This is a genomic window from Psychrobacter aquaticus CMS 56 (assembly GCF_000471625.1).
GTDB lineage: Bacteria > Pseudomonadota > Gammaproteobacteria > Pseudomonadales > Moraxellaceae > Psychrobacter > Psychrobacter aquaticus.
In genome coordinates, this window is record NZ_AUSW01000030.1 from 97,921 (window position 1) to 121,707 (window position 23,787).

Genomic DNA, 23,787 nt, shown 5'->3' on the forward strand with positions numbered 1-23,787 from the left:
TTACGTGAGTCAAGTATCCACTTGGTCTATTGATAATCGATTCACTGTATATAAAGGGAATTTTATGCTCTGGCTTGATCTTGGAAACACTCGTCTGAAATATTGGCTCACTGATGATATCGGGCAAATAGTCGCACATGATGCCAAGCAGCATTTGCAAGCGCCTGCCGAATTATTGATGGGTCTGACTGATCGCTTTGAGCGTTATGCGCCGGACTTTATTGGCATTTCATCTGTACTAGGTAATGACCTAAATATTAAGATTTCAGAGACCTTAAGCCGTCTAAATATTCCTTTTGAATTTGTTCATGTCGATGCAGCACATCCGCTCATGAAGAGTGCTTACAATGACCGACAGCTGGGCTGTGATCGCTGGCTACAAATGCTCGGCGCGGTTGATAAGAAAAAGCGACAATGTATCATCGGCTGCGGTACGGCAGTGACAATTGATTTGATCGACCATGCTGAGCATTTGGGCGGTTATATTTTTCCCAATATCTATCTGCAACGTGAGTCGTTGTTTTCTGGCACCAAGCAAATCACCATTTCTAACGGTACTTTTGATAGTATTGGCCAAGGGCTGACCACACAAGATGCGGTACATCGCGGGATATTATTGTCGATTGTCGGGGCAATCAACGAGATTAGCCATAGACATCCAAACTTTGAATTAATCATGACTGGCGGTGATGCGCCCATCATCGCCCAGCACATCAATCGTCCAGTGCGCCTGCGTGATGATTTATTGTTAAATGGATTAGCACGATATTTTGATCATACCAAACAGTTATAGTAATTTTAATAGCCTTATAAAAGAGAAATAAAAAAGCAGTACGTGTGATGCGTACTGCTTTTTTAATAAAATATAAATTTGTTTTACTATAATGTTTACTTGGTTTCGTTAAACAGCTCACGACCGATTAGCATACGGCGAATCTCGCTAGTGCCTGCGCCAATCTCATACAGCTTGGCATCGCGCCAAAAACGACCAAGCGGATACTCATTGGTATAGCCATTACCACCAAATATTTGAATACCCTCGCCCGCCATCCATGTTGCTTTTTCGGCACACCATAAGATCACGCTGGCACAATCTTTACGCACTTCTCTGCTGTGACCGGCACCGCGTGCGTCCAACATATCGAGGTTTTTACCGACGGTGTATAAAAAACTGCGACCTGCTTGCAATATGGTATACATATCAGCCACTTTGCCTTGGATTAATTGAAACTCGCCAATCGCTTGTCCAAATTGCTTACGATCATGAATATAAGGCACGACGTTGTCCATCACCGCTTGCATGATGCCGATAGGACCTGCGGCCAGTACAGCACGCTCATAATCAAGTCCACTCATGAGCACTTTGACGCCTTCATTAAGGCCGCCTAAGATATTCTCCTGTGGCACTTCGACATTGTCAAAAGTCATCTCGCCCGTGTGGCTACCGCGCATACCGAGCTTGTCGAGCTTTTGTGCCGTACCAAAGCCTGCCATGCCTTTTTCAATGATAAAAGCCGTCATGCCTTTCGCGCCCAGCTCAGGATTGGTCTTGGCATAGACCACCATCACATCAGCATCAGGGCCGTTAGTAATCCACATTTTGCTGCCGTTTAGCACATAATGACCGTCTTTTTCTTCGGCTTTTAACTTCATGCTGACGACGTCAGAGCCAGCCCCGGTTTCACTCATTGCCAGCGCCCCGATGAACTCGCCACTGACCAGCTTGGGCAGATATTTTTGTTTTTGTGCCTCAGAGCCATTGCGTTTGATTTGGTTGATACACAGATTAGAGTGTGCGCCATAGCTAAGCGCCACCGAGGCCGAAGCTCGGCTGATTTCTTCCATGGCGACCATATGAGCTACGTAACCCATGTTAGAGCCGCCGTACTCTTCGGGGACGGTGATGCCATGTAGGCCAAGCTCGCCCATCTTTTGCCAAAGATCCATGGGAAACTGATCGCTACTGTCGATTTCGCTGGCACGTGGGGCGATTTCGTTTGCTGCAAACTGCTGAACGACATCGCGTAACGCATCGATATCTTCACCAAGCTGAAAATTCAATCCAAGTAAACTCATAACCATTCCTTTTTTTAGTATTTAATTTTTCCAATAATTTTTTAAGACTCACGTTTATTGATTAAGGTACGAGCCACGTTTGAGCCATTTGGACGTCCTAAAAACGCGCTAATACGCTCACCAGCCACGACCAATTTATCCAAATCAATACCTGTACTGATTCCCATGCCATGCAGCATATAAACCACATCTTCGGTCGCGACATTGCCTGTCGCTCCTTTGGCATATGGACAGCCGCCCAGTCCAGCAACGGACGTATCAAATTCACTGACACCCATTTGTAAGGCAGCCAAGGTATTGCTTAATGCCTGACCGTAAGTATCATGAAAATGACCCGATAACATCGTAATATCAGCATACTCAAGCGCCGCTTGTAGCGCCCGCTGTACTTTGAGCGGGGTACCGACACCGATCGTATCAGCGATACCAATTTGCTCTGAGCCAATCTCAATCAAACGTTTGGTCACATAGGCCACTTGGCTGGGATCGATCTCGCCTTCATAAGGGCAGCCAACCGTACAAGAGATGACGCCGCGCACTTTGATGCCTTGTGCTTTAGCCGCCGCTGCAACAGGCGCAAAACGCTCAATGCTTTCATCGATACTACAGTTGATGTTCTTTTGACTAAAGGTCTCACTGGCTGAACCAAAGATAACGATTTCATCAGGACGATGTATGATGGCATTGTCAAAACCACGCATATTGGGCACCAATACCGAGTAACAAACCTCTGCATGACGTGTGGGCGCTAACGCTTCGAGTAGCGCGCTATTGTCACCCATTTGCGGCACCCATTTTGGCGAAACAAAACTGGTGACCTCTAATTTTTTGATACCTGCCGCGATTAAGTCATCAATCAAAGTTTGCTTGATTGCCGTCGGCACTGTCATCGATTCGTTTTGCAGGCCATCGCGCGGACTGACATCAACGATTGAGACGTGGTCTGGATACGAATGGCTCATTTTTTATCCTTTTACTGATTATCGTCACTATCAATACGCAGTAGCTCATCGCCATCAGCGACCAAATCGCCCGCTGCAAATAACAACTCTGCGACCACGCCATCAGTCGGTGCAGTAATGGTATGTTCGATTTTCATGGCTTCGATGATGGCGAGCGGCTCGCCTTTTTTGACGCTGTCACCCACATCCACCTTAAAGGCAACTACCTGACCGGGCATTGGTGATTTCAGACTACCAACCGCTGCCGTATCCTCACCCACGTGCGCCATGATATCAATCAGTGCAATCTCATCGCGTCCGCTATCGGTAAAGACATAAACGTTCTCATTGCGTACCCAACTTTGGGCGCTGATACGAGCACCATCTAACCACAAAGTATGATTGTGGGCATCACCGCTGGCATAGCTCACTTGTCCTGCATAAACCGTTTCGGTTTGGGCAGCTACATTGATGTTGCTATTATCCTGCGCATTAGCAATTTCTTTTTCAATAACAAGCGTAAAGCTATTGGGATTTTCGCTACCTTTTTTACTGTCAGAGCAGCTCGCATTGTGCCAATTGCTGATGCGAGCGCGGTATGACTGTTCATCATAAAGCAAGCTAAACGATCTTGTGTAATCACTATAGGCACGAAAGCCTGTCGCCTGACTAAACGGATCTGAATCTGCGCTTTGCGTCGCCGCTTCATTGGCAAGCTGCTGGGCAATAGCCGTCACCGCCAGTGTCGATAAGTTAAGTGAATGCTGATTAAAAAGCACCTCTCGCTCGCGCTCAATCAATGCAGTATCTAGATTGGCGTTGCTAAACGAATCCGTATTGAGAATATAACGCAAAAACGCCACGTTGTTTGGTAAACCAACGATACGCGTTTGTGCCAGTGCTCGATCAAGCTTAGCCAACGCTTGCTCACGTGTGGGTGCATGAACGATGAGCTTGGCAATCATCGAGTCGTAGAACGGACTAATCACATCGCCCTCGCGTACTCCGTCATCGATACGTATGTCTGCGATGTTAAAAGTGCTGTGCTCAGGTTTTTGATATGTAAATAACGTCCCTGTCGCTGGTAAGAAATTATTGTCAGGATTTTCAGCACAGATCCGCGCTTCAATCGCATGACCGTTAATCGCCAGTTCGTCTTGCGTTTTTGGCAATGGCTGACCTGCCGCTACCAATAACTGCCACTCAACCAAATCTACGCCCGTGATAGCCTCACTCACAGGATGCTCAACTTGCAGACGCGTATTCATCTCCATGAAATAAAAATTCATAGAATCTTCGCGCTGCTCAACGATAAACTCAACCGTACCTGCACCGACGTAATCAACCGCGCGCGCTGCTTCAATCGCCGCTGTGCCCATCGCCTCACGCATCGAGGCATCAACACCGGGCGCGGGCGCTTCTTCTAAGACCTTTTGATGGCGACGCTGTACCGAACAATCGCGCTCAAACAGATGCACATAATTGCCATGCGTATCACCAAACACTTGGATTTCGATATGGCGTGGTTTTAGGGCGTATTTTTCGACCAATACTTGATCATTACCAAAGCTGGTAATCGCTTCACGGCGACAGGAGTCTAACAAATCCATAAAATCACTGCTTTGCTCAACGATACGCATGCCTTTACCGCCGCCGCCCGCGCTCGCTTTGATTAAGACTGGATAGCCAATAGCATCTGCTTGCTGCTGTAAAAACGCCGCATCCTGATTGTCGCCATGATAGCCTGGTATCAAAGGGACACCAGCAGCTTCCATCAAACGCTTGGATTCAGACTTGCCGCCCATCGCACGAATAGCGTCAGCTGAGGGACCGATAAAGACCAAACCAGCATCCTGACACGCTTGCGCAAAGTCCGCGTTTTCACTTAAGAACCCATAACCTGGGTGTATCGCCTGTGCGCCCGTTTTTTGAGCAATAGCGATGATGGCATCACCTTTTAGATAACTGTCTTTGGGCGCTGAACCACCCAAATATATGGCTTCATCACAGACTGCCACATGTTTGGCCTCGCGGTCAGCATCAGAATAAACAGCAACGGTACGGATACCCAGACGCTTGGCAGTTGCGGCCACTCGGCAGGCAATCTCGCCACGGTTGGCAATGAGAATTTTAGAAAACATAACGATCCCTGTATCTTATAGTTGGCTCAATTTAAAAGCGTTACAAAGCAACCGAGTGTAGAGGTATCTGTGATACTTAAAACGAGGTTAACGCTGTCATTCTTTTATAATGATTTGACTATATTGTTTTTATTTGACGTCTTGTCTACGATTAATCTGTTGTTAGCCAATCAGGCTTACGCTTTTGCAAAAAGGCTTGCACACCTTCCTTCCCTTGTTCTGAAGAACGGATATCAGCGATGCTCTTGACGGTATCGGCAATCAATGCATCGGTAATAGGCGCGCCTGCTATCTCGTGTAATAAGCGTTTGCAGGTTTTGACCGCATCAGGGCTGTTCTTAACTATTTTGGCACAAAGTGCCGCCACTTCCTCATCAAGCGACTCTTCACTGACACGCTCATGGATAAAACCCATTTGTCGTGCTTTTTTGGCATCAAACACTTCTGCACTTAAAAAATAACGCTGTGATGCTCTCGCACCCATTGCCTTTATGACATAGGGGCTGATGGTTGCAGGTGCTAAGCCCAAACGCACCTCACTTAAGCAAAAATTTGCAATCTTAACGGCGATTGCCACATCACAAACGGCCACCAAACCCATGCCACCTGCATAAACGTCTCCTTGAATCGACGCCACCGTTGGTTTGGGGCATTCATAAATGGTCTTGAGCATTTGCGCCAGTTTATCGGCATCGGCGAGATTCTCTTCATAGCTATAATCTGCCATCGCGCGCATCCAATTGAGATCAGCGCCAGCACAAAACGCTTTACCAGCAGCCGCTAGCACAATGATACGTACGTCATTATCAGCACCCAGCTCAGTGAATACGGCAGTCAGCTCTGCAATCATTTCATCATTGAAAGCGTTACGGATTTCAGGGCGATTTAACGTCACCGTTGCCACATGTTGTTCGATATTTACCAACAAGCTCTTATAGTTATTCGTCTCTTTTTGCATGACTCGCTGTATTCCTTTTATATTGACTCAATCATATTGTGGTTTGATAAATGCCCTATGGCTGAGCGCTGTATTTTCTTAGCTCTATTTGTTTACCACACGCCACTATAAACATGAATTTTGACTTTTTAATGACTGACATCACTTAATAACTGATATAGCTTGATAACTGACATAGCCAATCGCGATTTCAGACAAGCATTTATATACACAGCTACATTCTAAAGACACCAAAAGTCGTCTCTTCAATCGGTGCATTGTAAGCAGCGCTTAGTCCCAAGGCCAATACGTTACGGGTGTCCGCAGGATCAATCACACCATCATCCCAAAGCCGCGCAGTCGCATAGTAAGGATGGCCTTGCTCTTCATACATCTCACGGATGGGCGCTTTAAAGGCCGCTTCGTCTTCCTCACTCCACGCCTCGCCTTTACGGTCAAAATTGTCCCGTTTCACCGTTGCCAATACTGATGCTGCCTGCTCACCGCCCATCACTGAAATACGCGCATTTGGCCACATCCATAAGAAGCGCGGGCTGTAAGCGCGGCCACACATGCCGTAGTTACCCGCGCCAAATGAGCCACCGACGATGACTGTGAATTTTGGTACTTTGGCATTGGCCACTGCCATCACCATTTTGGCACCATGACGCGCAATGCCTTCGTTTTCGTATTTGCGACCGACCATAAAGCCGGTAATGTTTTGCAAAAAGATTAAAGGGATTTTGCGTTTACAGCATAGTTCAATAAAATGCGTACCTTTTTGCGCTGACTCACTGAACAGAATGCCGTTATTGGCAATAATACCCACTGGCATACCTTCAATATGAGCGAAACCGCAAACCAACGTCGTACCAAAGCGTGCTTTGAATTCATCAAAGGCACTGTCATCGACAACACGCGCAATAATTTCCCTGATATCAAATGGCTTGCGCTTGTCCGTTGGAATCACGCCGTACAGCTCTTTGGCATCATAGCGCGGTGGACGTGGTTTTATTTGATTGGGGATGTGTTTGGCTGGACGGTTTAGGTGGCTGACGATGTTGCGTGCGATTGATAACGCGTGGGTGTCGTTTTGTGCCAAATGATCGACCACGCCCGACAGACGGGTATGTACATCGCCGCCGCCTAGATCTTCTGCTGTGACCTCTTCGCCCGTTGCTGCTTTAACCAGTGGCGGCCCACCCAAAAAGATGGTGCCTTGATCTTTAACAATAATGGATTCGTCACTCATAGCTGGCACATATGCCCCGCCAGCCGTACAACTGCCCATTACCACCGCGATCTGCGGAATGCCTGCTGCGCTTAGATTGGCTTGATTAAAGAAGATACGACCGAAATGCTCCTTATCAGGGAACACCTCATCTTGATTGGGTAAGTTTGCGCCGCCTGAGTCCACTAGATAGACACACGGTAAATGGTTTTCTTGGGCAATCTCTTGTGCGCGCAGATGTTTTTTGACTGTCATAGGGAAGTAAGTGCCGCCCTTGACCGTGGCGTCATTGCAGACAATCATGCACTCGGTGCCATTGATACGGCCAATACCAGCAATCACGCCAGCTGCCGGAATGTCTTCACCATACATATTGTGCGCTGCCATGGGTGCCACTTCTAAGAATGGTGTACCGACATCGAGCAGACGCTCAACTCGCTCGCGAGGTAGGAGTTTGCCACGTGCTAAATGCTTGGCTCGAGCACGCTCTGAGCCGCCCTGAGCGACTTTACGCAGGTGTACATACAAGTCATCGACCACCGCTTGCATAGCGGCACGGTTTTGCTGAAAGTCGCTTGCGTTTGGACTCAGTTTACTGGTTATGATAGCGCTCATGATATCCCTTTTTCTTTGATATATAGGTACATAAATGCGAGTCACTTTTTTATTTTAGTTTTGACTCATTGTGTTAGTTTTTACTTATATCATCCGTCCAAAATGAAAGAGAGATATAAAAGATGGTTATATGGGTATAAATTTTTCTCGCTTGCTTTGCCTGCGCCGACAATTCCTTCTCTATAAACCCAACTCTTCTTTCATTTGCTCGATAATTTTATACTTCTGAATCTTACCTGTAATGGTCATCGGGTACTCCGTCACAAAACGATAGTAGGTTGGCACCTTATAATGAGCGATATGCTCACGACAGAATTGACGCACTTCTTCTTCGGTCAAGCAATCAGGCTCTTTAGGAATGATCCAAGCGGCGAGCACTTCACCATAACGCTTGTCTGGCACGCCAACGATTTGTACATCTCGAATTTTGGGATGACGGTATAAATAGTTTTCAATTTCTACCGGATAGATGTTTTCTCCGCCGCGAATGACCATATCTTTACTACGCCCAACGATTTTGACATAACCATCTTCGTCCATCGTGGCTAAATCACCCGTATGCATCCAGCCATCTTGAATGGCTTCGCGCGTTTTAAAGCGACTGCCCCAATAGCCTTTCATCACTGAGTAGCCACGTGTGAGCAGCTCGCCTGTCTCGCCTAACGGTACAATCTCACCTGCCTCTGTGTCGATGATTTTTACTTCAAGTGCTGGCTGCACCAGACCTACGGTCGCTACTTGCTTTTCAAGTGGCGTATGCTCATTGGTCTGGCAAGACACCGGACTGGTCTCTGTCATGCCATAAGCAATGGTAACTTCACTCATGTGCATCTTATCAATGACGCGGCGCATGACTTCGATCGGACAACTAGAGCCTGCCATAATACCGGTACGCAAGGTCGATAAATCAAAATTATCAAATTCAGGATGGTCGAGTTCGGCGATAAACATCGTCGGTACGCCATGCAAACCCGTACATTTTTCGTCTTCGACTGCTTGCAAAACAGTCAATGGTTCAAAGCCATCATTCGGATAGACGATACAACCACCGTGCGTTAGGATGGCCAAATTACCAAGTACCATACCAAAACAGTGATACAACGGCACAGGAATACAGAGTCTGTCCGCTTCAGTGAGATTCATGGCCTCACCGATAAAGTAACCATTATTTAAGATATTGCGATGGCTTAAAGTCGCCCCTTTTGGCGTGCCCGTCGTGCCACTGGTGAACTGGACATTGATGGCATCGGTGTTTTTAAGCTGGGCTTGACGTTCCGCCACTCGTGGATCGTTGGCATCGCCCTCACGCATCCATGCCGAAAACTTTTGCATAAACCCAAATTCTTCATCGCTGTTTGGCTCATCAATCCAAATAATACGCTCAATAGTCGGAATCTCGACCAAATCCAGCTGCGTATAGTTTTTATGATAAATCTCAGGACACAGCTCTCGTATCAAACTGGCATAATCACTGCTTTTAAAGTGACGCATCAGAACCAGTGCTGAGCAGCCCAGTTTATTTAAGGCATATTGCAACTCAAATGTCCGGTAAGCCGGATTGATATTGACGAGGATTACACCGACTTTTGCAGTCGCTAATTGCATCAAGAGCCATTCGGCATTGTTGTGTGACCAAATACCGATGCGATCGCCAATCTCAAGTCCCATCTCAATCATACTGCTGGCTAACTGATTAACCTGTTGTTGCAGCTCTCGATAAGTCCAGCGAATGTTTTGATGACACACAACCAATGCTTCGCGCTCAGGATATTTGGAGACAATGGCATCAAAAAAATCACCGATGGTCGCTTCGATCAGCGGCACATCAGGGCCTTTATCATAGCTTTGGGTCAGGGGCGCATTTGCCGAGCGAGCGCCCATGTTGATACTTGGGATACTTTTTAGAATGGTGTCGAAATCGGGGGTATGAGTCATAACGAGTCCTTTCGTTTTACTTTTATGGTGCTTATTGATGGCCTATGAATACATCACTCTTCCTTGAACAGACCTAACATAGCATTCGCTACTATACCGCCATCAATGAAAGCCTGTCAATAATATCAATACAATACGTATCATTTAATTGATAGCCAAAAATAATGGTTCGGTAAAAGATAACACAAAAACATGGCAAATATTTGACACAAAAAAGCCAACCATACTATGTTTAGTATGACTGGCTTAATATTAAAACCGATTGTGAATCACCTAATTAAAATATGGTTTATGGTCAATTCAAAATATGATAGTAATACCAAAAACGCGTTCTACTAGTATAAATTTTCATCGCTTGCTGTGTGTTTTGCACGACAGAGGCTTCGAAAAATTTATCCCAGTATCACTCATTTCAATTCTAGAATGGATAGACAGCAATCAAATTTTTAGTATTTACACTTTGGGCATTGCTGGCGCTTTGATGGTCACTGTGGCACTGATGTCACCCTTGTCATCAAGCAATTCCATAATCAGCTCGTCATCGCTTTCACTGGTGACTTGCCAATTACCATCGGCTCGCGGTACGCCTGTTGCCATCACTGAGATGGCTTTGTTCTTTAAGCGAATCATCGGTGGCTTGTGATCGTAGCCGCCGTGCTCGTGACCCAAGACATCATCGGCAATGGTCGTCGCCTGAGCGCGTAACGGCGCGACATAACGACAAGCAACCCCATTGATCGACATACAGTCACCAATGGCATAAATATTGTCTGTCGTGGTACGTAACGTTGGCGCATCCACCACGATACCAGTATGGCGATTGAACTCAACACCCGCAGCAGCAGGTAATGTACCATCAACGGTCAGTCCAGTACTGGCAATGACATGATCCACTATTAAGGTCTCAGAGTGTTTAGCATCTGCATTTTCTGTGATCGATGCCACTGGCTCATAGCGAACTTGCAGCTTACCCTCATCATCGCCAGCATCATTATCCTCATTGATACGAGTGATGTCAGACACCTGATAACCACCCAAGAAGTTAATACCTTGTGATTTTACGGCTTGGGCGATACGAGCGGTTGCTTTTGGCGGTAGCATTTGCGACAGTGGCGCGTCATTCAAGTCAATCAATGTCACTTGATGACCGGCTTTGAGCAAGTCTTCGGCAATTTCAGTCCCAACCATGCCCGCTCCGACGATGGCGACATGCTGACTGCCTGTTGCTAGCTTTTCTTGAAGTTGTCCAAAACGCTCAATATGATTGACGTGCCAAACCAAATCCTCGGGTAGGCTTTTGGGGAAAATAGGATGCGCGCCCATCGCCAGTACCAACTTGCCATAACTGATAGTGGCATAATCCGTGTTGGCTGGATCTGGCCTGTTAGCAGAGATGAGTTGTAACTGTTGAGTGGTTGTATCAATATCCGTGACCTGTGTATTGGCAAGCAAGGTCACTTGCGCAGTCTTTGCCGCATCACTGCCAGTCGCTCGCACCAAATCTGATGCACGTTTGTTTTGGCTGATCGCCATTGTCAGCATTGGCTTGTGATAGCGATCACCATTATCAGATGTGACCAAGGTAATGGGAATCTCTGCATCTTTCGCACGAATGGCGTCAACGACATGCCAGCCTGCCAAGCCTGCCCCAATGATAACGACACCTTTTTTTGATAAGGTTGCCGATGTTACTGATAGGTTTTCTGCGCTCATACTGGCTCCAATAGAAATGGGAAATTATTTTAATTATCAAGAATAATGACCGCTATTGTATCAGCAAACAGATGAACACTCACATACGTATCCAAATTGAACTTCTAGGGCGTTTCCTCAATTCAATCGATAGTCAATCAATTCTCATCTAGTCGATTTCGAACTCCATACGTCGTGCCGTTGCTTGCATCGTTTGGCTATCTATCAACTTCTCAATACAATATAAACTGGCATGAATACCCGCACTTATTCCTGCTGAGGTGACGATATTACAAGTATCATCACTGGCATCGACAAAACGGATGTTAGAAATGACTTCAATGTCAGGGTATGATGCTAGATTGTCCAAATCCATCCAATGCGTGGTTGCCGACTTGCCAGCAAGCAACCCAGCCTCGGCCAAAAGCAAAGCGCCCGTACAAACTGACAGCATCAACCCTGCCACCTTTGCCTGACGGATAATCCAATCAATTACCACTGGATTGTTTATCTCAACCTTTTCGGCACCATAACCACCCGGAATAACCAAAACATCAATATTGGGGTGATTAGTAAAACTATAATCAGGTATAACTTGTAAGCCATTTCTAGCTGATATCGGCGCTTGATGTTCGGCAATAGTGATGACGTTGAAGTGCTTGTTACTGGTATCGTTCTCAGCCAATGAAAACACCTCAAAAGGCCCTGCAAAGTCTAATACTTCAACTTCGTTGAATAGTAGTATGCCAACCGTTCGCATTGATGTCATGATTGATCCTAAGTTAATTAAATATAATAAAGCTCACTTGTGCCCTAATCATTAGATTTAATACTCATTTGCCTTTTTAACCAGCTTCGCCATCTTGTCCGCTTTTGCGGTTTTAAGCTGTTTAAGCCCTGCTATTACGCCAGCTTGATTATCAGCAGTCTTATTTTGGCTCAGCTTAAACTGCGCTTGGACATCTGTAATATCTACGCGGATACCGACAATCGCTCGGCAAAGTGCTTGAATATACTTTTTTGGCGCGTCATTGAGTGTCCATGGAATAGGTTGATTCGCTTCAAAATCTGAAGTCAGTTCTGAGAGAATCTCAATCAGCGTTTCAGGCTCAGTTAGAAGTGTGACGTGACCTGTGATATGTACGCTACGGTAATTCCATGTTGGCACCTCTTTATGAGTCACAGCCTTACTTGGATACCAATTGGGACTGATATAATGTCCCGCATCTTGAAAAATTACTAGCCACGGTGCATCCGTATTATCAATATCGTTTAAAGCATTTACTTTAGTAATGTGCCCATATAAGCAGCCAAACTGGCTACCATCATCCTGCCAGTACATAGGAATGTGACACGCCTCTAAGCCAGTATTCGTGTGCGCAATGATAGTCGCTTGAGGTTGGTCTTTAATAAAAGCTTTTATGGTCTCAAAGCTTTCTTCTTTAAAGGCTTTTGGTGTAAACATTACATACTCCAAGTCACTTTTCCAATGCATTTTCTATAAAAAAGGAACTTCATACGAAGCGCCCTATTATAGATAGCGTATAACTGTCTTTAATAAGGCGCTTTATATAGTAACTAGCTGTGGAAAGAAAAATAAGTTCTAAGGCGTGTCTTCACTCTGGAAACAATGATAGAAATAATTGTAAATACTAAGGTGTTTAGTGATTCAAAATTTTCGATAAGAACAATTGTGCGCGATCGCTTTTCGCCCCTTCAAAGAACTCATCCTTACTGCAGTTTTCGACGATACTACCTTCATCCATAAAGATGATCCGATTGGCCACCTGACTGGCAAAGCCCATTTCATGAGTCACACACATCATCGTCATGCCATCACGAGTCAGCTCCACCATGACATCGAGTACCTCTTGAATCATCTCAGGATCAAGCGCCGAGGTTGGTTCATCAAACAACATCGCTACTGGATCCATCGCCAGTGCACGAGCAATGGCTACTCGCTGCTGCTGACCACCAGATAGCTCTGCTGGATATTTAGCCGCTTGTACCGTTAGGCCAACGCGATCTAAATACGCCATTGCCTTTTGCTTAGCCTCAGATTCTTTGCGTCCCAATACTTTGATCTGGGCCACGGTCAAATTATCAATAATAGTCAAATGCGGGAACAGCTCAAAATGCTGGAATACCATGCCGACACGGCTACGTAATTTGGGTAAATTGGTTTTTGGGTCACCAACAGAGATACCATTGACCATAATCTGACCTTTTTGAAAAGGCTCAAGTCCGTTGGCAGTTTTGATTAAAGTCGACTTACCACTACCCGATGGGCCACAAACAACGACCACATCGCCTTTATGGACATGGGCGGTACAGTCCTTTAGCACTTGAAAGTCACCATACCATTTGCTGACATCACTCATTTGAATGACTATCTCATCGCTCGCATGACCATTATTGGTGACCAGTCCACCAAAAGTATTTATATACGTATCAGCATTGCTCATTACTGGCTCCTAACCACATTGTTTTTGATAATTGTCATTAATAATCGGTGTGAAATAAGGTCAACACGCCCTAAAACCTCAAACGTTTTTGTAGCCGCTGAACACCAATGGAGGCGCTCAAACTGATGATAAAATAAACAGCACCAGCACCTAATATATAAGGCGTCAGCAATCCCATCAACTCCCCACGGACATAGGCGGCGCGGAAAAAATCCGTCAAACCAATGGCAAATACCAATGTCGTGTCTTGGAATAAAATAATACATTGCTGCAAAATCAGCGGCAGCATTTTGCGAAAAGCTTGTGGCAAAATGACCAAACGCATGGTTTGTCCATAAGTCATGCCCAAGGCTTTTGCGGCATTGACCTGCCCGCTACCAATCGACTGAATACCCGCCCGTACAACTTCTGAGAAGTAAGCGGCTTCAAACATCATAAAGGCAACCACACAAGAGGCAAAAGCGGCATCAAGTTGCAGATATTTACCCGCTATCCAAAAATAGATCATTGGTACGGCAAAATAAAACCACAGTAATACCAATAGTAGCGGCACAGAACGAAAGTAATTGACGTATAACTTCGCCGGTATTTCGAGCGCTTTGATACCAGATAGGCGCATTAATGCCAATACCGTTCCTAAACTGATGCCCCCAATAATCGCCAAAAATAGCACTTTTAAGGTGGTAATCATTCCGCCCATCAAGCCGGGATAGGCCGTTGCCAATTCGGTCATCATGTTCATTTCTGACCTCCTGCAATCAGCCCAGGCACTCGCAATTTACGCTCAATCAAACCCATAATCGCAATCAAGGACAGATTAAAAACCAAATAGACAATCGTCGCATAGGTATAAATCTCGATGCTGTTTTGGGTATATTCACTAATGGTTTTGGTTTGGCTAATCAGCTCCATCACTCCCACTAATGAGGCGACAGAAGCGTTTTTGAAGCAGTTGGTCAGCTCAGAGCTCAGCGGTGGCAAGATAATCCGAAACGCCTGCGGCAGCAATACTTCTTTATAGACCTGCGGAATACTAAAGCCGAGCGCATAAGCTGCATTGATCTGCCCATCGGGCAACGACTCGATACCCGTTCTTACCTGCTCGACGATACGCGCCGCCGTAAATAAGCCAAGACCGATACTCGCTGATAGCATGGCTGAGGTATTTGGTGACAAGCCCTTATACCACCATTCTTGTATGGTAGGCGTGAGCCAACCTGGCGCAATATAAAACCAAAAAAACAGCTGAACCAGCAGTGGAATATTGCGAAAAAACGTCACATAAGCCGTACCAATTGCACGTGCTGTCTTATTGGGCAAGGTGCGCATGATGCCAAAGATCGTACCCACGACCATGGCGATAACCCATGCGATACTGCCAATCAATAGCAGCCAGCCAAGACCGGTAATCATCCAATGGATATAAAGCTCGTTACCAATACCAGTCTGCTCAAAGAGCACACCCCAGTTCCAGCTATAATTCATGCTTGTCTCTCCGAGCAGCGATTGGAAAGCCTACGCATCAGACACTGTTTATGTCAGTCTGAATACGTAAGCAAACGATGTTGAAAGACAACTATTACTGTGCAGGCGCGGCTTTTGGCTGCGCACTATCGTGAGGATTGGCAATCAAGGTTTTTAAGTTGTCAGACATCTCAAAGTTTAGATTGACATTTTTTGGTGGAATTGGGTTCAAGAACCATTTGTCATAAATGCTATTGATCTCGCCTGAGCTAAAGACATTGGTTAGTGCTTCATCTACCACTGCCTTGAACTCTGGGTCATCTTTACGCATCATACAACCATAAATCTCAAATGACTGCGGCTCACCAACAATAACCCATTCATCAGGATTTTTTGCTTTGGCTTTTTCGCCCGCCAGCAGCACGTCATCCATCATAAAGGCATCAGCTCGGCCATTTTCTAACATCAAGAAGCTTTCGCCATGGTCTTTTGCTGAAATGATATTGATATCCATTTTATTTTCGTCATTGAATTGACGAATATAACGCTCTGAAGTCGTTCCCGCTGTGGTGACTAAGGTTTTGCCTTTTAGATCAGCAAAGTCTTGAATACCCGAGTCTGACTTGGTGAGTAGACGTGTACCAATTTCAAAGAAGCCATTAGAGAAAGCCACTTGCTTTTGACGCTCTTCGTTGTTGGTGGTTGAGCCACACTCAAAATCGACCGTACCGTTTTGTACCAACGGAATACGCGTTTGCGAGGTCACCAAGTTATAACGAATCTTAAGATCTGGCATATTTAGCTTTTGCTTCACAGCTTCAACCACTTTCATTTCCAAATCGTGCGCATAACCGATTGGCTGATTGGGATCGTCAGCAATATAAGAAAAGGGAATAGAGGAGTCACGGTGACCGACGACGATGGTGCCAGAGTCTTTGATTTTTTGGAGAGTGCCATTGGCGTTTGAGGCGGCTTCGGTGGTCGTGGCATCGCCTGTTGCTGCGGCATCAGTCGGCGTTTGGCTACTGTTGTTACAGCCAACTAAGCCGATCGCCATAAAAGCAGCCAAAGTCAACGGTTTGGAGAGTAAATAGCTCATGAAATACATCCTTTTATCACATTATCACAAGATTGAATGAGTGCTTTGACACACAGGTCTTATCAATCGACCTTATTGCCACGCATCCATGTGGTTGTTGCTGTTTTTTATCACAATGCAACTTAATGTTACTGTACAACAAATTTACGGGTGTGGGTAAACTTTTTTTTAATGATACTGACATTTTGATGATTCCTGATTATTTACCTAAATAACGATGAAATACTATGAGCAATACCGCCGATGATACCCCTCTTGACTGAACAGATTTAGACTGGCATTTCTACTCAATAACCCCCTTTAAAATGTTAAGCAATCTATTAGCGGCAATTGATAAATCACGAGGAATCCCCATAAAGCTAACAACTTCTTAATACTGCTAATGACCTATGACACAAGATATCCAAGTCCCCAATACGGACAGCCAAAACACTGTCAATCATAATGACAATGACGTACGCCAACGTTTTTTTATTGAAGACTCCCCCGTGCGCGGTGATGTGGTGCGCCTATCACGCAGCTATGCGAGCACGATTGCCCAAAAGCCTTATCCTGAAGCGCTTAAACGCTTATTGGGCGAAATGCTGACGGCGGCAAGTTTGCTTATCGGGACCGTAAAAATCAACGGTCATCTGTCCATTCAACTGCAATCATCGGACAGCGACAGTTTGCTCAATTGGGCGATGGCAGAGTGTGACCAAGATGGCATTATTCGTGCTCTTGCCAGCTGGAAAGGCGAAACTGACGAGCAAGTGCAGGCGTGGGACAATATGACCCATGCCAAAGAGGCATTTGCGGAGCTGGGTGCGACGGGACAAGGCGTGTTGTTTATCAATATTCAGCCTGAAGGCGGCGAGCCGTATCAAGGTATCGTTGAGCGCAGCCATGATAATCTGGCGGATTGCTTGGCACATTACCAAAAACAATCGGCACAGATTCCAACGCTGATTAATTTGGCCTCCGACGGCTTGCAGGCAGGTGGTATATTGGTACAAATGCTGCCTCGTACGGCTGAGGAAACTTATGAGGTCGAGCAAAACCAAGATGCTGGTATCGATGATGACTTATGGACGCGCTTGAGCGTTTTGACACGCACCGTCAAAGCAGAGGAGTTGACCACGCTCGATGCCAACGAAATTCTGTATCGTTTGTATCATGAAGAAAACGTGGTTGCGCCCGATCCTGTGTCGTTATCATTTGGTTGCACCTGCTCACGTGAGAAATGTGAGATGGCAATCGAGCAAATTGGCGAAGCTGAAGCTTTAGAGATCGTCGAAGAGCAAGGCGGAACGTTTGAGATGGATTGCGGATTTTGCGGTGAAATGTATAAATTTAATAAAGACGATGTGGCAGCGATATTTGCTGAGTAGTTTTTTACAAAAGATTTAGACGTATATTTCAAAACCCCTAAGTGTGATGCTTAGGGGTTTTTTTATAATTTTAAAACACGCATCACTACTTTGAAGTTGAACCATCTTCAGTCTTGATGCCATTGTTCCATGTAATCAATGGCCATTTCATTGATTGCCTGCCAATTTGAAAGATTTTTTGCGTCAAAATGGATCAGGATATTATTATTGTAAACAGGATGCAGGTACTCCATTTGGCAAAGACTGTTCTGATCTTCATTTTCCGCTATCCAACATCGAAAAGTAGTAGGCGAATCTGGATAGACATGTCCTATATAAGACAAAATTGAATCATCATTATTATCGACATAGGCTTCTAAATTGAATTTATCCTGAGTAATATCTCTATGATTCGACTCCTTTATAATCTCAACTCTCGTAGGCATATCATTGCCTATAATTCCTGAACCTATCGCTGTCCAGTTAAATCTAATGATATCGTCTTCATGTTCCAAAACGTTTGGGTCTTTGTCATTGTTGTTTAGCCCTCGACCATTTGGCCAAAAGAAATAACCGAGTCCCATATCCGTCTCGAAACTTTCGTAACTCCCTGTGTCGGGCCTAACAATATGGTTCAATGGAATAACGTATTTGTCACCATCTACATCTACTTTAATTTGAGCATTAGAGTCATGTATATTTGGCTTTGCGCAGCCAGTTAGTAAGAGAAAACTGACTAAGCATAATGATATTTTTTTCATTATAAATTTCTTAAAAAGTAGAAATAATAGAAATTCTCATACGATTTTATATAACGAAAATGAGAATATTCGTTTTTTATAACGCCAATGCCAAGCTTTTTGGATAAGAATATATCCGCAGTTTGTCCGCATAATCGCTTTGTCCATTGTCTAACAACCATTCAACCACTTGCTCACGCACCCTTCTACTGTGGATTAGGTTCACATGACTGACACCATAAAACACTGCTTTGTGACCATCTGGTACAAACAACGCATGTTCCTCATCGTCCTCGCCCAGCGCCGATGCGACTGATACCAGACCATCACCCAAGAAGCTGGTCATTTTAGACTCATAATGTGTCTCAATTAAGGCACTAGCGACAAAATAGGTTTTGATACCACTTGGCAGACCCGCAGGATGCCGAAAGTCTTGTGGTAGCACGCTACGACCCTCTAACGCACTCCAATCAGCATCACGAATACTGCCATGACGCAAATCAATAATACCCGCACTACGCATGTCACCAAGCTTAGCCAGCGAACCTGCAAACGGCAATTTGGCAATAACATCTTGTACATGATTGCCAATACGTTCTAGCACAGCACCATGATGCGGCGCACCCAACGTGATCAAATTACCCACGCGCATGATCCAGTCTAGATGCTCTTGCTCTGCATAAAACAGTGCACTACGAGAGACCAAACCGCCCATACTATGACCGACCAAGTCTATTTGGCTGATGTCAGGGTGACTATCGACCAAGTCTTGCAGCAGTTGAGAGAAGTCACGACCACTACGCGAGATACGCCGACCCGTATTATAATCAAGGTATAAAACTGTCGTATCTGGTTGACTTTGGCTGATGGCATCGCCCAGCCCTTTGTGTTCTTGCGACTGCCAACTTAAATGACTCATACACAGCCCATGACATAGAATGACAATACGCCCTGACAGTGCTTGGCATTGCAAATTGCCCTTTATATCGTATAGCACCATCGGAATAGCCAGCGCATTTTGATGGTTAACCAGATGGTCACCCATGACACCATTCAACACATTCACCAGCTTTTTTAATGTGTCGGGCAGTGGCTGAGTGGTTTTTTGATTGAGGGTGTTTTTATACAATCGCAGCACAGATGCTAAGTTTTTGCCTACCGTCAGCATCACATGACGTATCGTGCCATAGATACGCGCAGTGATACCGCGCGGCCAGTTAAGCAGATGGCGCTCATTAAAACGACCCAAAGGCCGTAAAATCACTTCGCGGTGAATGGCTTCTACAATGTCAGTGACCTCAACCACGCCCATGGTCGCCAGTTGTGCCAACCCTTCAAAGAAGTCAGTCATAGAAACAGGTGTCAGCGCTGTTTCATTACCATCATCTGCCAGCAGTTTGACCAGATCATCCACATCGATGGCTTCGAGCTGATCTATCTGCTCGTACAAATCACTGTGTAATGGCACGGTATTATCTGAGGCAAAATGCGCCGCCAGCTCATGCTGATTATTGGTGTTATGGTTAGCAATGTCATCACTGACACTATCGTTATAAAATAAGTTTGAACGGCTCATAGTATTCATCACATTGGTACATTAGATAGGCACATTACACTGGCACATTCATCAAAAAGGATAATTTTATATACTATCCTTTAAGCTCGGTAAATAAAAGAGAATGATTTGACTTAAATGTAGGTTGATTACCAAAGCGTTTGGCAGTCTATTTTTTAATATAAAGTGGTTTTTTACTGTCATAAAAACCATCAAAAAAATCCCAAGCGGTCACTTGGGATTTTTATTGGTTAACTGTTTAACTAATCGGCAATTAAGTGCTTATCAATTCTCTATGTGGCACTACTTTCAGTATCAAATGATTCTGCCAATATAACACCGCCATCTTCTTTGGTAATCATTACCGTCGCTGAGCGAGGTATACTGCCTCCAGCAACCGCACCCCAATTGTCTGGATGTTGAATATTAATAAAGAGGGTTTTAAAGTCAGGTGTCAAGACAATACCCGTCACTTCGCAGCCTTTAGGACCGACAAAGAAACGCTTGATATTGTCGTTACTGGCAGGCATACCCACTCGCGTTTGTTGTCCTGCTGAGGTAGTCACGGTTGTACCATCACTCACTTTACCGGGTAGTGCAGCCAGTAACATGCAGCTAGTGGTATCGGTATAAGCGCCGTCATCCGTCTGTATCCACAGCACACCGCGCGGATCAAAGTACAGACCATCAGGAGAGGACAAATCATTACTGTCACTTAATTGCGACAAATTTTCTACTGCCAGATCATGAGGCGCGGCAAACAGATAGACATCCCATTCAAAGCTTGTCGCTGCATGATCACCGCCTTTTTCTGCCCAGCGAATGATATGGCCATTTTCATTGCCGCTTCGCTTACCATTCACTGTATAGCTTCGTGGGTTAGAAGCAGAAAGTGGTTGGTCATCTCTGACACCGCGATTGGTATTGTTGGTCAAAGTGATATACACCTCGCCTGTCATCGGACTAACTGAGATCCATTCAGGACGATCCATCTTGGTAGCACCAACCTTATCACCAGCTGCACGGGCAAAGACCAATACTTCATCTTGTCCATTGAAAGGCAAAACGCTATTAGAAGCATCCAAGCCATTTTGGCCATGAACCATTGCTTTCCATTCGCCACTACCATCTTCATTGAAGATGGCAACATATAGCGTGCCTTCATCCAAATACTTATCGCCTGCTTTTAGACCGCCGCCAATATCACTGTTTGACCATACAGCCTTGGAGACAAACTTATAGATATATTCGCCGCGAGCATCATCGCCCATATAAAAGACCACAGGTTTGCCTTGCTCAACTGGCGCATAGGCACAGTTTTCATGGGCAAAACGTCCCAACGCTGTGCGCTTTTGTGAGATAGAGTTTTGATCAAAAGGGTCAATCTCTGTGATATAACCAAAAGTATTAAAACCATTACGGTAATCTTCAGTGGCATTTGCACCAACAGCGGTCATATCCCAGCGTGAAAACTCGTCTGCTATGATGGCATCTTTGGCATCAGGGGTATGCCATAAATATCTTGAGCCTGGGGTGTTTTCTTTCGCTCCGTAACGCACCCGACCGTAGTTTTGCCCAGCGCTTAACTGGCTGGCATCTTGCCCACGGGCAAATACCCCTAAAAAGTTTTCTTCTGTGGTCAGATATGTGCCCCAAGGTGACAATCCTGCGCCGCAGTTATTGTTGATGCCGCGAGTCTGGTGACCTGTTGGATCAAATTTGGTCTTCACCAAATCAGAGCCTGCTACAGGACCAGTCAATTGCGCGGTCGTACTGCTGGTGACACGGCGATTGTATTTTGAATTTGGTACCATCTCATAGCCTTTGCCATCTGCTCGGCGCTTCATCTCAACCACTGCCACACCGTGACAGTTGACTTCACGGCGCACATCGCTGGCAAGACGACGGCTTTGAAATAGCGGAGCGGCATCAGCGTCTTCAATGACATGATAGCCAAACGGGCTTAACTCTTCACTGTTCACATATTCATGATTCATGACCAGCAGACCGCTTTCTGAGGCTTTGGCATCATATGCGTTGCCTTTTTTGCCAAAGAACCACATACCATCATGATTGTCGCCCATGCGCCATTCAAATGACTCTGCTGATTGCTCGCGGTTGTCTTTCCAATCTTCAATACCAGAGATGAGTGGCGTGCCAAGCGGTAATATGATTTCCGCTTTGTAGCCTTCTGCTACAGTCATCGTATCGGCAGTTGAGTGCGCTACTGCCGTAAAATTCAAGGTTTCAGGACGTGTTAAATCACCTTGTGCAGGGATAGCGGCATCATTGCCATTCTCTACGATAGGGCTACTACTGTTATCATCATCGTCACTACAGCCAACCAAAGGTAGCGCCCCAAAGAACGCTGCAGCCGTCAATCCTGTGCCACCTTTCAAGATGCTACGGCGGTTTAAACGACGACTAATAATGGTCTGAAAGTCGATATTATTGGTAGGGTTTGAATCTTCAACGATTTCGTGGGCGTGCTCTAGCTTGTCATTTAATGATGTCATTATCAGTCACCTTGCTGTTGGGCTGGATTGGCATAAAAGGTTTGGTTGCGGCTCTATAACTTTAACCGCCAGTGTACGAACTATGCCTAAGTCTAATGCCAGTTTGTGACAGTACGTTGACATTCTGAAGTTATGCTAACGAAAAGTATTATGATGAGAAATAATCTGACATAAAAAAATCCCAAGCGCTCATTGAAGGCATTTGGGATTTTTGATCAGATTTGTTTGGAACCATACAGTATTGCCGAGCTAGAAACTTATCGAACCTGTACCTGCCACTCATGCTCACCCAGCTTTAATGTCAGCTTATCATCTGCTTGCAAAATACCAACGCCACTTGGTGTACCAGTCATAATGACATCACCTGCTTGCAAACTAAAAGCATGGCTAATTTCGGCCAGTAGCTCATAAACCGAAAATAGCATCAAGGCGCTATCGCCATCTTGTCGCAGCTCATCATTGATAGTGAGTTGATACTGCACTTGACTAAAATCACCAAACGCTTGTGGCTCAAGCCAATCAGCCAGCACACACGCGCCATCAAAACATTTAGCACGCTCCCACGGATAGCCTTTTTCTTTGAGCTTGCTTTGCAAGTCACGTAAGGTCAAATCAAGTCCCACCGTCACGCTACCAATTGCCAGCTTTGCTTGCTCAGCAGTAGCTGCCGAGAGATCCGCTGCCAGCTGAATACATAGCTCCGCTTCATAATGGGTATCCCCATACACCACTGGATTGGGACGGACGATATCATTACGCACACTGACCACTGACGAGGCAGGCTTCATAAATAAGATGGGTGATTTGGGAATTTCATTTCCCAATTCGCGAGCGTGCTCAGCATAATTACGGCCAACGCAGACTACCTTGCCGATGGAAGCTCTTACACTATCATCAAAATTGGCGATACTCGCATCATCATTGACGCTGGCAGCAATCGCATTGACTAAAGACACATGTGGTGATTGGCTCATACTAGGCGCTCACAGTAAATTATTGATATTTTATTAAGGTAGATGGACCGCGCTACC

Annotated in this window: 19 protein-coding genes; 2 read left to right on the plus strand and 17 right to left on the minus strand. The window is 45.4% G+C overall.

The genetic code is table 11. The features are described 5' to 3' along the window. Nucleotides 1–64 precede the first annotated feature (64 nt). Nucleotides 65–793, plus strand: coding sequence for a pantothenate kinase (locus M917_RS08125; protein ID WP_021814324.1), 729 nt, complete (start codon nucleotides 65–67; stop codon nucleotides 791–793). 95 nt (nucleotides 794–888) lie between these two features. Here the strand turns inward: M917_RS08125 and M917_RS08130 are convergent, their stop codons facing one another. The 13 genes from M917_RS08130 to M917_RS08190 all read right to left on the minus strand — a co-directional run bounded on the left by M917_RS08130 (nucleotide 889) and on the right by M917_RS08190 (nucleotide 16,596). Beyond that, complete coding sequence (locus M917_RS08130; RefSeq protein ID WP_021814325.1) at nucleotides 889–2,076, minus strand: isovaleryl-CoA dehydrogenase; 1,188 nt, start codon at nucleotides 2,074–2,076, stop codon at nucleotides 889–891. 41 nt (nucleotides 2,077–2,117) lie between these two features. Further along, the gene (locus tag M917_RS08135; protein ID WP_021814326.1) at nucleotides 2,118–3,038 is read right to left on the minus strand and encodes a hydroxymethylglutaryl-CoA lyase; all 921 of its coding nucleotides are present in this window, start codon (nucleotides 3,036–3,038) and stop codon (nucleotides 2,118–2,120) included. Nucleotides 3,039–3,049: 11 nt separating this feature from the next. Further along, complete coding sequence (locus M917_RS08140; protein ID WP_021814327.1) at nucleotides 3,050–5,158, minus strand: acetyl/propionyl/methylcrotonyl-CoA carboxylase subunit alpha; 2,109 nt, start codon at nucleotides 5,156–5,158, stop codon at nucleotides 3,050–3,052. Nucleotides 5,159–5,309: 151 nt separating this feature from the next. Beyond that, the gene (locus M917_RS08145) at nucleotides 5,310–6,116 is read right to left on the minus strand and encodes an enoyl-CoA hydratase/isomerase family protein (protein WP_021814328.1); all 807 of its coding nucleotides are present in this window, start codon (nucleotides 6,114–6,116) and stop codon (nucleotides 5,310–5,312) included. A 214-nt stretch (nucleotides 6,117–6,330) separates the two neighbouring features. Further along, nucleotides 6,331–7,941 carry a carboxyl transferase domain-containing protein gene (locus M917_RS08150; RefSeq protein WP_021814329.1) on the minus strand — a complete coding sequence of 537 codons (1,611 nt, stop codon included), beginning with the start codon at nucleotides 7,939–7,941 and terminating at the stop codon, nucleotides 6,331–6,333. Between the two features lie 180 nt (nucleotides 7,942–8,121). Beyond that, complete coding sequence (locus M917_RS08155; protein WP_021814330.1) at nucleotides 8,122–9,876, minus strand: AMP-binding protein; 1,755 nt, start codon at nucleotides 9,874–9,876, stop codon at nucleotides 8,122–8,124. Between the two features lie 453 nt (nucleotides 9,877–10,329). After that, entirely contained in the window at nucleotides 10,330–11,589 is a 1,260-nt protein-coding gene (locus tag M917_RS08160; RefSeq protein ID WP_021814331.1) for an FAD-dependent oxidoreductase, read from the minus strand. A gap of 148 nt (nucleotides 11,590–11,737) precedes the next feature. Continuing rightward, on the minus strand, nucleotides 11,738–12,337 hold the full coding sequence (locus tag M917_RS08165) for a DJ-1/PfpI family protein (protein ID WP_021814332.1): 600 nt from the start codon (nucleotides 12,335–12,337) through the stop codon (nucleotides 11,738–11,740). 57 nt (nucleotides 12,338–12,394) lie between these two features. Next, on the minus strand, nucleotides 12,395–13,033 hold the full coding sequence (locus M917_RS08170; RefSeq protein ID WP_021814333.1) for an FMN-binding negative transcriptional regulator: 639 nt from the start codon (nucleotides 13,031–13,033) through the stop codon (nucleotides 12,395–12,397). A 196-nt stretch (nucleotides 13,034–13,229) separates the two neighbouring features. Continuing rightward, nucleotides 13,230–13,949, minus strand: a complete 720-nt coding sequence (locus tag M917_RS08175) for an amino acid ABC transporter ATP-binding protein (protein WP_040642394.1) — start codon at nucleotides 13,947–13,949, stop codon at nucleotides 13,230–13,232. Nucleotides 13,950–14,103: 154 nt separating this feature from the next. Beyond that, nucleotides 14,104–14,775 (minus strand): ABC transporter permease subunit, encoded by a 672-nt coding sequence (locus M917_RS08180; protein ID WP_021814335.1) that lies wholly within the window; start codon nucleotides 14,773–14,775, stop codon nucleotides 14,104–14,106. Further along, nucleotides 14,772–15,518 (minus strand): amino acid ABC transporter permease, encoded by a 747-nt coding sequence (locus M917_RS08185; RefSeq protein WP_021814336.1) that lies wholly within the window; start codon nucleotides 15,516–15,518, stop codon nucleotides 14,772–14,774. Before M917_RS08185 ends, M917_RS08180 begins: the two co-directional genes overlap by 4 nt. A gap of 94 nt (nucleotides 15,519–15,612) precedes the next feature. Then, on the minus strand, nucleotides 15,613–16,596 hold the full coding sequence (locus M917_RS08190) for a glutamate/aspartate ABC transporter substrate-binding protein (protein ID WP_021814337.1): 984 nt from the start codon (nucleotides 16,594–16,596) through the stop codon (nucleotides 15,613–15,615). 389 nt (nucleotides 16,597–16,985) lie between these two features. On the opposite strand from M917_RS08190, the gene hslO reads away from it, so the two are divergent. Further along, the gene (gene hslO, locus M917_RS08195; protein ID WP_021814338.1) at nucleotides 16,986–17,966 is read left to right on the plus strand and encodes an Hsp33 family molecular chaperone HslO; all 981 of its coding nucleotides are present in this window, start codon (nucleotides 16,986–16,988) and stop codon (nucleotides 17,964–17,966) included. Between the two features lie 107 nt (nucleotides 17,967–18,073). On the opposite strand, the gene M917_RS08200 is transcribed toward hslO, so the two are convergent. From M917_RS08200 to M917_RS08215, 4 genes are all read right to left on the minus strand, one after another. Further along, entirely contained in the window at nucleotides 18,074–18,706 is a 633-nt protein-coding gene (locus M917_RS08200; RefSeq protein WP_021814339.1) for a hypothetical protein, read from the minus strand. Between the two features lie 76 nt (nucleotides 18,707–18,782). After that, the gene (locus tag M917_RS08205) at nucleotides 18,783–20,261 is read right to left on the minus strand and encodes an alpha/beta fold hydrolase (protein ID WP_021814340.1); all 1,479 of its coding nucleotides are present in this window, start codon (nucleotides 20,259–20,261) and stop codon (nucleotides 18,783–18,785) included. 272 nt (nucleotides 20,262–20,533) lie between these two features. Further along, nucleotides 20,534–22,756, minus strand: coding sequence for a PhoX family protein (locus M917_RS08210; RefSeq protein WP_021814341.1), 2,223 nt, complete (start codon nucleotides 22,754–22,756; stop codon nucleotides 20,534–20,536). Between the two features lie 257 nt (nucleotides 22,757–23,013). Continuing rightward, entirely contained in the window at nucleotides 23,014–23,730 is a 717-nt protein-coding gene (locus tag M917_RS08215; RefSeq protein ID WP_021814342.1) for a fumarylacetoacetate hydrolase family protein, read from the minus strand. Nucleotides 23,731–23,787 lie beyond the last annotated feature (57 nt).